Here is a 7,490-nt window from a genome sequence, read left to right on the forward strand (position 1 = left end):
ATATCGGCCCGCCCCAACTCGACAAAGATCAACAACCACTGCATACTCACGGAAACTTGTCGTCAACGTCTGAGAGTTTCCCCATGCGAATGAGTTTCGGATGGCTGCTTGGTCTACTGGCAGGCGCAGCCCTGGGAGCGACCTGGGGATGGTTCGGCAACAGCTACGAATCCGGTGACAGCGCAATCGGCACCGGCCTCATGGGCGCCATAGCAGGCATCATAATCGGAGCCATAATCGACACCGTCCGCCGCATCAAGACCCGCTCAAGACGCCCCTGACCCCCGCACCCTGCTCACACCCCGAACCCGGGCCTACACCCCGCAGCAGGACCAGGACCTGCAGAAACCACTGACCTGCATAGACGCTCAGCCCAGCCACAAAATGGCGAAGGTCCCGTGGATCTTCGAAACCGCCTGAGCACTAACTCGCTCCTGACTCCAGCGCCGGAGTGTCCGCTGAGGCGTTCCGTTGCGGTAGCCACGTCGCCTCCCGCCCAACTTGGCCGACAGGGGGACCTCAGCACCACGCCGATCCGTCGTGACTGGCTGTCACCTCGACACTGAAGTCGGTGGTGTTGTCACCGAAGTCGCTGGGAAACCACACGGATAGATAGCCGGTCACATCGTTGAGGGCCTTGGTGAAGCAGAGACGCGACGCCGACCCCACCAGCCCCACTGGAGGAATCGGCGTCGCGTTCTCCTCCAACAACTTCCACCCGGCCGCCAGCGCCTGAGTTCGATAAAAAGCAAGGACGCTTTCCTCATTGGATGTAGGGCGATATTGGCGCCCGGCATAGGCAAAGCCGTCGTCCTCATCACAGCCAGAGTATTGGTCCTGGAGCGTGGCACCACGCGGATGCAGCCTCAGAACGTCCAATCGACTCAAAGTAGATGCAAGCCGCTCATCGCGACCAGTACACCCATACAGCCCGCCCGAGAGCGCCCATCTCGCGCCGAGAGCCAACAGGGCGAGGACGAGCGTAGACACCACCACGACGGCGAGAGTCCGATAGCAAGACCGCCGCGACGGCGCAGGAACCGCATGTTCCGCTCGAGGTGACCGCCATGGGTCATGTCTCTGCGGCGCGTCCTCCTGCGGGCTGGTCATCCGCGAATTATCCCAAACGCACGACCCCCGAAGCCGGTCGCCGCAAACCGCGCCCGCCTGAACTTCCCCCAGCCATCGACGACCGTCACGGGAGCGGTCGGGGCTTCCCAGAGTCGGAGGCCCCGCCGGAGGCGTGTTGGAGCCGCAGCCCTTGCGGTCAGCCGGTACTCGGGCGGCGGCGCGAACCCTTGGCCCTTGTCACGGATCACGTGAAGCTTTTCGCGGATCTGCTTCTCTTCTTCTGGTGTGATGGACGATGCCGCACTGCGTATGAAAAGGCCGAGCTCATACATGGTGTTCAGGATTACCCTGGTCTCGACGTCGAGTTCCTTTGCGAGTTCGTAGATACGCATCGTCATCGCATCAGCTCCTGTCCATAGATTGGCTCAGCCGGAACCAGAGTATGACGCGCGGGCGGGCCAGATAGCCCCCATGGGACGCCGACAAGGTACGGGTCGGCGGCGCGGACCCGGTGACCGTCGGCGACTGCGGACGGGGCGGCGGTGGCAGGGTGCGCGGTCCGGCGCGGTCGTCCGGTGACCGGCGCCCACGCCGCACGCTCCGGCGGTCTCGCGCGGGGCCGCGCAACGGTCTGAGCGCCGCCGCCCCCTTGATGACCGCCAGGCAGCGGAACGTGTGCTGTGTAACCTGGCCATCGAGGGATACGCCGCTGTCGACCATGACGACCGGTACCGCGCCCTCGTCCTGCTGGCGACCTTCACAAGTCTCCGGTGGGGTGAGGCGGTGGCGCTGCGTCGGCGGGATGTCGACACAAGGGTCGGCACGGTGACCATCCGGCGGCAATACCTCGAACTCGACTCCGGCAACCTGGTGATCGGGCCTCCCATGTCTTGGGCGGGAAAGCGCACCGTGAACTTCCTGGCGGGCATCGCTTCCCTCGTCCAAGACCACCTGCGGGAGCATGTCGGCGAGGATCCCTCAGCGCTCATCTTCGCCGGCCTAACGGCGGAGTGCTGCGACGGGGGAACTTCCGGCGGGCGTCACGGTGGGCTCTGGCCGTGGAAACGCTCGGCCTCCGGAACCTCCACTTCCATGACCTCCGACACACGGGCAACACCCTGGCTGCGCAGAGCGGGGCGAGTCTCCGTGACCTCATGGACCGGATGGGACATGACAGCGTGCGGGCGGCCATGATCTACCAACACGCCACCTCGGAGGCGGGCCATGCCATCGCTGACGCGCTCAACGACAAGATCAAAGCGGAGCGGGACGGCGGCGAGGATGACGGCCCTACCGGCGTGCTCGTCCCGGTGGCCTAATTGCACGCTAATTGCACGAACGCCCCCGTCCATGCTCCGGTCGGGGGCGTTTTCGCTGGTGGAGCCTAGGGGATTCGAACCCCTGACACCCGGCTTGCAAAGCCGATCATGAACCCTCCGCCCGACCTGGCGAACCGCTGACCTGGGCCTCCTCGGCGATCTCCCCGCAAGTGACCGTGAGTCCCCCTTGATCACCGCCCCATCGGGCACGCAACGGGCACGCACACGGCTCCGGAGGGCGCTGACTCATCTCGGTTGCATCCAGGCGCTGACCTGCGAGCGGACGCGTGCTCTCCGTTGCTGATCCTTGTGCTGTTCCGCGTATGTTCCGGATCTTGCTCCTCGCCATGCTGCTGGGCTCTCCGGCTGCCTATAACGTCTGTCCCATGGAGATGCCCGACCTTGCGGACCTGATCTGGCTCTTCGAAGACGAACCGTTCTCGGAGTTCGAGGACATGCCTTGGCCTGTCGGGCTTCAGTCGTTCCGTCTCCGGCGAGGAACTCGTGAAGTGCTCTTCTCGCTCGATCCCACGTCGGGTGAGGCGTACCTGACGATGTACGAGGCGGGTGAAGAGACCATGTCGATTGGTCGGCTCCGCAGGTTGGAGAGCCTCACCGTTGAGAAGCGGGACGAGTATGAGGGCCTGGTCCTGCTCTTCGCGACTGGTGACCTTGATCCGTTGCGGTTGCAGACGCGTCCCGTCATTCGTCTCTCGTGGAACGTCATGCGGCTCGGAGTCTGGTGACCGGGTGCGCTCTCGCGCGCAGTGCCCTGCCCGAGCTTCCCGTCTGCCGTCGTCCTGCGCTCCGCAACGGACGAACGGACCGGTCCGGGGGGGTGCTCCCGCGCGAACGGCGCGAACCCCGAGACAGACAGATTCGCGCGGGAGCGCCCTCCGGCTCCAGGAGGGTCTGGGGAACCACGGGGTTCCCCAGTAGCGCACGCTCAGCCGATCTTCCGGCAATCTCCCCCCGCGGCCTCCAATGGCGCTCGATCACGGTCACGCCCTGGTGCTCATCGCCGAAACGGGCTCAGAGGCTCCGGCGTCGACTCGTCAGGGCGGTGGCGCGCCCCTGCGGTGAGCGGTCGGGGCGGGGCTGGCGGGCGTGGCGCGATGCGTGGCCCGGCGCGGCCGTCCGGTGACCGGCGCCCACGCCGCACGCTCCGGGCGGCCTGGCGCTGGCCGCGCAGCGGCCCGAGCGCCGCCGCCCCTTGACCTCAAACAGCCCAATTCGGCAGCGACTCACCAGCGCGGCAGCGTCATGATTCTTCACCGCCCAGTCGATCGATCTTCTGCGCAATCGATTTCATGTCACGATGTAGCTTTTCGAGAGTCTTCACGCCATCATGCACGGTCTTCTCATTTAGATGCATTGCACCAATGAGGGCATCCACATCGATGGTGTACTTCATCGGCTCTACCGCACCAAATGGCCCGTCACAATTAACAATCACTTCGTAGATACTGGGAAGTCCGCAATCCTTGCGATCGGGACCCGTGTCAAAGAATAGCTCTATTCGACGTCCCGGCGGGAGCATCGGGATTCCATCCTTCAAGACCTTGGCCTCTCCGATAGGAAATCCCGTTGGCCGCCCGTGCTTGGCTTATCGCCGACGCCGCCGAATCCTGAGCAGCGCTTGCCTGCTGATAAAAGTAGACGGCTGTAACAGCTGATATCAATACTGCAACACATGCCACGATTAGGCTCGTCACACCCACGCCCCCTACCTCTCCATAGACTATGGAAGACTATTTATACATTGACGCAACGAGGGAAAGCAAGACAGATTCAAGTGAATGATTCGCAGCAATGGTTGCATTTGAGGAAAATGTGTGGTTTGTGCCGTATTGGTCAGTTATTTTGGCTCCGGCTTCGCGGGCGATGATGACGCCTGCGGCTGTGTCCCAGGGCTTGTTTGAGAGTGTGATGCTGGCGTCCAGTTTGCCTTCGGCGACCCATGCAAGATCTATAGCGGCTGAGCCGAGCATGCGGACTCGTTGGACGTTGGCGGCTAGGCGTTCGGTAAGGGCTATGCGTTGGCGGTTCTTGGCTTCGGCTCTCTCGCCTACGGCGTAGTCACCGATGGCAACGATGGCGTCTTTGAGGTCGGTGGTCATGCTGGCTTGGATGCGGCGGTCTCCGAGGTAGGCGCCGGTGTGCTGGGCTGCGTGGTAGCGGGTGCCTAGAAACGGTAGGTCGATGACGCCTACCACGGGACGGCCTCGTTCGATCAGGCCGAGTGAGAAGCCGCAGAGCGGGATGTTGCGTACGAAGTTGGCGGTGCCGTCGACCGGGTCGATGGCCCACATGAGGTCGCCAGCAGTGTCGCCGGTAATGCCTTCTTCTTCGCCGAGTATGGCGATGTCGGGGGTTCGTTCTTTGAGGTAGTCCCGAACCGCGCGTTCTACGGCATGGTCGACTTCGCTGGCCATGTCGCGGTCACCCTTGGCGGTAAGCAGACCGGGGACGCGGGTGCGCACTAGGTCACTGGCTATCTCCGCTGCTTGGAGTGCGACGGGTAGTAGTGCGGCTGGTGCGTCGGTCATACGGTTCGGCCTCGTTCCCATAGCGAGTTGAAGATCTCTTCGAACGTCCCATACAGGCCGGTGCCGGTCGAGTTGCGCTCGGCGAGGAACGTGGGCGAGTCGACTCCGCGGGCGTTCGGTAGGTAGGGCTGCATCACGCATAGCTTGTCGTTGATGAGCGTGATGTTGAAGCGGATCGTCTCGTCGTAGACGGCGACGGACAGTCGCTCTTGGGCCTCGGGCGATAGGCGCTTGCGTAGGCGGGTCAGGACCTCGATGTTCAGGCGTGTAAGGGTCGTGAGGTGGTTGTCTGTGTAGCCCTCTTCCTGTTCGCGGGCTCGGATGGCCTTGCCTTCGAGGTCCAGGAACAGGGCTTGCAGGGTGGTGCCGTCCTCGATGAGCCGGTAGAGACGCTGGTCGGGGTACTGCTGGCACAGCATGTTGAGGGAGAGGCCGGCGGCCCGGATGCTGCTCGCGCCGTCGAGTAGGGCGTGCGGCGGGTGCGCGAATGAGAACTCGGCTCGGGTGGCGAATACGGCGGTGACGTCGGCGTACGGGTTCGGGCCGACTCGGTCGGCGGTCGACTCCAGGTCGGCGCGCTCGTCGCTGCGGGTGTGGGCGGCGGGCTCGTCGGCCAGGACGTGAGACGGGCATGGCGCGAACAGCTCGTCGGCCGTCCACTCGGGGAACATCGCCTCCAGGACCCGGCAGTGATCCGTGTAGGGAAGGCGTTTGAGTTCCCCGGATGTCCAGCGGTGGAGCTGGGCGCGGCTCGGTGCGGTGCCCGCCAGCTCGGGCGAGACCTTCTTGGCGGCCTCGTTGTAGGCGGCCTGGAACATGCCGTATCGCTGTAGGCGGTGCTGGCGGATCACGACTTGCAACAGGATCGGTTGGGGAGACACCGGCCGTCCTCTCTGGGCGACGTTCACCAGGCTAGGCGCGGCGTGACGTCGAAGACGAGACAAAGTCGAGACGGTTGTAAGACGTTGATGTGCGAGACGAGATGATCATGGCGTCGTGACGCAACGTGACTTGTTGGCACGGTGTCGTCATGGCGAGCGATTGCACCTCTTGCAGGGGCCGCGGGTTCAAGCGGCGTGTGGCGCGGCGGACGTTGACGCCGGGGCACGTGGCGGGCGTTCCGGCTGACAGCCGTCGCGACTCCTGCCCTGACTGCCTGGGGTCGGGTCGCGCGTCCGGTCGGCGGGACGGTGCGGAGTCGTGAACGCGCGGGATGTCGAGTTGCGGCTTCTGGCTGATCTGCGGGCCTCCCTCCTGGGTCTGGGCCTGGCCGTCCGGCTGGATGAAGCGATGCCGGGGCTGCTGGTGGCTACGGCTAATCCGGGCCTGTTCGTGTGGGTGTTCGTCGCGGCCTCGGGTCGAACGTTCACCTGGCGACGCGACGACAGCAAGCACCCGGTCGATGACGTGCCAGGCGCGGCGGGCAAGGTCGCTCGCTTCGTGAATGCACAGGCCGGGCAGCTCAACGGCTCGGCGAACGACCACTTCGACTAGCGCTGTGCGGCTGGCCTGAGTGCTGGCTATGGCGCATTGAACGGCAGAGCCGGCGGCGCGGCGAGGACGGTCCGTCGCGTGATCGCCCCCCGTTTCCCCCAGCAGGTCACGCGTGTGGGAGGGACGGACCTGGCCCCGCGCCTCCGGCTCTGCTTCCAACGAAAGCGAGAACAGGTGATGAGTCCTTCGCTGTCCCGCGACGCCGAACTGCGCGTGTTGGGCGCCCTGTGCCGGGCCTTGATCGCCCGTGGCCTGTGCGTGCAGATGCGCGACGCGATACCCGGACTGACGATCACCCGGCCCGGCGGGACGACCAAAGATGTCGTCGGCTATGTCGTGGTGAACCGCCGCAAAGGAGTGGTCTCCTGGTGGCGGGTGGACAACCTGCACCCGGTGAAGGACCTGGACGTGGCCGCCGACCGCATCAGCGCGTTCATGACCGAACCGGCCGCCTCCTACCCGCCGGGGCACCGGCCGTGATGCCGTGGGCCGGGGACGCACCGGACGATGTGACCGCAGCAGTCGTCACCCTGCAACGCCGGTTCCCTGGCTCGTCGGTCTGGTTCGGGCACCACACGTTGCGTTGGTGGGCTGTCTTGCCATGGGCGGCGCGGTGGGTGCTCCTCGAAGCGGCGACGCCCATGGAGCTTGCGACCCGGATGTCCGAGGCACTCGAGTCTCCTGCTCCGGCCATGCGAGTTACTGCGCGGCGATGATCTACCTGCACGCGACGGACGAGCGGCACCGGGAGATCGCCGACACCCTGAGCGCCATGGCCAAGGCTGAACTCAAGGGGAAGAAGCGATCGGGCACGCAACGGGCACGGAAGCGGAAGAAGAGATCCTGAGAGGCGAGAGCCCAGGCCGGAACTGCGGTTCTGACCTGGGCTCTTTGGCTGGTGGAGCCTAGGGGATTCGAACCCCTGACACCCGGCTTGCAAAGCCGGTGCTCTACCAACTGAGCTAAGGCCCCGTGCGGCGGGGACCAGCCTACCGGTGGTCGGCGGTCAACGTGTCACCGGCGGGGGCCGGGAGGAGGAGGTCGGGGCTGTCTCTTA

Annotated in this window: 11 protein-coding genes and 2 tRNA genes; 6 read left to right on the top strand and 7 right to left on the bottom strand. The window is 64.9% G+C overall.

All coding sequences use genetic code 11. From position 1 onward, the window contains the following. Nucleotides 1-281, top strand: a 281-nt coding sequence (locus tag E1266_RS39040) for a hypothetical protein (RefSeq protein ID WP_207946076.1), incomplete at its 5' end; no start/stop codon positions are given. A gap of 238 nt (nucleotides 282-519) precedes the next feature. Here the strand turns inward: E1266_RS39040 and E1266_RS33595 are convergent. Then, complete coding sequence (locus E1266_RS33595) at nucleotides 520-879, bottom strand: hypothetical protein (protein ID WP_132054029.1); 360 nt, start codon at nucleotides 877-879, stop codon at nucleotides 520-522. A 227-nt stretch (nucleotides 880-1,106) separates the two neighbouring features. Next, nucleotides 1,107-1,469 (bottom strand): translation initiation factor IF-2 N-terminal domain-containing protein, encoded by a 363-nt coding sequence (locus E1266_RS33600; protein WP_132054031.1) that lies wholly within the window; start codon nucleotides 1,467-1,469, stop codon nucleotides 1,107-1,109. A 660-nt stretch (nucleotides 1,470-2,129) separates the two neighbouring features. Between E1266_RS33600 and E1266_RS39975 the strand changes: the two genes are divergently transcribed. Beyond that, nucleotides 2,130-2,390: a tyrosine-type recombinase/integrase gene (locus tag E1266_RS39975; protein ID WP_165966308.1), complete on the top strand. Its 261-nt coding sequence runs from the start codon at nucleotides 2,130-2,132 to the stop codon at nucleotides 2,388-2,390. 56 nt (nucleotides 2,391-2,446) lie between these two features. Here the strand turns inward: E1266_RS39975 and E1266_RS33610 are convergent. Further along, a tRNA-Ser gene (locus tag E1266_RS33610) sits at nucleotides 2,447-2,509 on the bottom strand. Between the two features lie 267 nt (nucleotides 2,510-2,776). Between E1266_RS33610 and E1266_RS33615 the strand changes: the two genes are divergently transcribed. Then, nucleotides 2,777-3,136 carry a hypothetical protein gene (locus tag E1266_RS33615; RefSeq protein ID WP_132054035.1) on the top strand — a complete coding sequence of 120 codons (360 nt, stop codon included), beginning with the start codon at nucleotides 2,777-2,779 and terminating at the stop codon, nucleotides 3,134-3,136. Between the two features lie 515 nt (nucleotides 3,137-3,651). Here the strand turns inward: E1266_RS33615 and E1266_RS33620 are convergent. The 3 genes from E1266_RS33620 to E1266_RS33630 all read right to left on the bottom strand — a co-directional run bounded on the left by E1266_RS33620 (nucleotide 3,652) and on the right by E1266_RS33630 (nucleotide 5,790). Further along, on the bottom strand, nucleotides 3,652-3,948 hold the full coding sequence (locus tag E1266_RS33620; RefSeq protein ID WP_132054037.1) for a hypothetical protein: 297 nt from the start codon (nucleotides 3,946-3,948) through the stop codon (nucleotides 3,652-3,654). A 193-nt stretch (nucleotides 3,949-4,141) separates the two neighbouring features. Next, entirely contained in the window at nucleotides 4,142-4,960 is an 819-nt protein-coding gene (locus E1266_RS33625) for an inositol monophosphatase family protein (protein ID WP_347876765.1), read from the bottom strand. Beyond that, entirely contained in the window at nucleotides 4,936-5,790 is an 855-nt protein-coding gene (locus tag E1266_RS33630; protein WP_165966309.1) for a DUF5919 domain-containing protein, read from the bottom strand. Before E1266_RS33630 ends, E1266_RS33625 begins: the two co-directional genes overlap by 25 nt. Before the next feature lie 349 nt (nucleotides 5,791-6,139). Between E1266_RS33630 and E1266_RS33635 the strand changes: the two genes are divergently transcribed. From E1266_RS33635 to E1266_RS39980, 3 genes are all read left to right on the top strand, one after another. Continuing rightward, a complete protein-coding gene (locus E1266_RS33635; protein ID WP_132054043.1) occupies nucleotides 6,140-6,433 on the top strand; it encodes a hypothetical protein in 294 nt (97 codons plus the stop codon). A 177-nt stretch (nucleotides 6,434-6,610) separates the two neighbouring features. Further along, nucleotides 6,611-6,913 (top strand): hypothetical protein, encoded by a 303-nt coding sequence (locus E1266_RS33640; protein WP_132054045.1) that lies wholly within the window; start codon nucleotides 6,611-6,613, stop codon nucleotides 6,911-6,913. 232 nt (nucleotides 6,914-7,145) lie between these two features. Beyond that, nucleotides 7,146-7,280 (top strand): hypothetical protein, encoded by a 135-nt coding sequence (locus E1266_RS39980; protein WP_279436369.1) that lies wholly within the window; start codon nucleotides 7,146-7,148, stop codon nucleotides 7,278-7,280. A 49-nt stretch (nucleotides 7,281-7,329) separates the two neighbouring features. Here the strand turns inward: E1266_RS39980 and E1266_RS33650 are convergent. After that, nucleotides 7,330-7,405, bottom strand: a tRNA-Ala gene (locus tag E1266_RS33650). Nucleotides 7,406-7,490 lie beyond the last annotated feature (85 nt).

The organism is Actinomadura sp. 7K534 (genome assembly GCF_004348575.1).
In the GTDB taxonomy this organism is placed as follows: domain Bacteria; phylum Actinomycetota; class Actinomycetes; order Streptosporangiales; family Streptosporangiaceae; genus Spirillospora; species Spirillospora livida.

Excerpts from the sequence above, each read along its gene's own strand:
- E1266_RS39980 (WP_279436369.1), top strand. The coding sequence starts at position 7,146 with ATGATCTACCTGCACGCGACGGACGAGCGGCACCGGGAGATCGCCGAC.
- E1266_RS33625 (WP_347876765.1), bottom strand. The coding sequence starts at position 4,960 with ATGGGAACGAGGCCGAACCGTATGACCGACGCACCAGCCGCACTACTA.
- E1266_RS33615 (WP_132054035.1), top strand. The coding sequence starts at position 2,777 with ATGGAGATGCCCGACCTTGCGGACCTGATCTGGCTCTTCGAAGACGAA.
- E1266_RS33640 (WP_132054045.1), top strand. The coding sequence starts at position 6,611 with ATGAGTCCTTCGCTGTCCCGCGACGCCGAACTGCGCGTGTTGGGCGCC.
- E1266_RS33600 (WP_132054031.1), bottom strand. The coding sequence starts at position 1,469 with ATGACGATGCGTATCTACGAACTCGCAAAGGAACTCGACGTCGAGACC.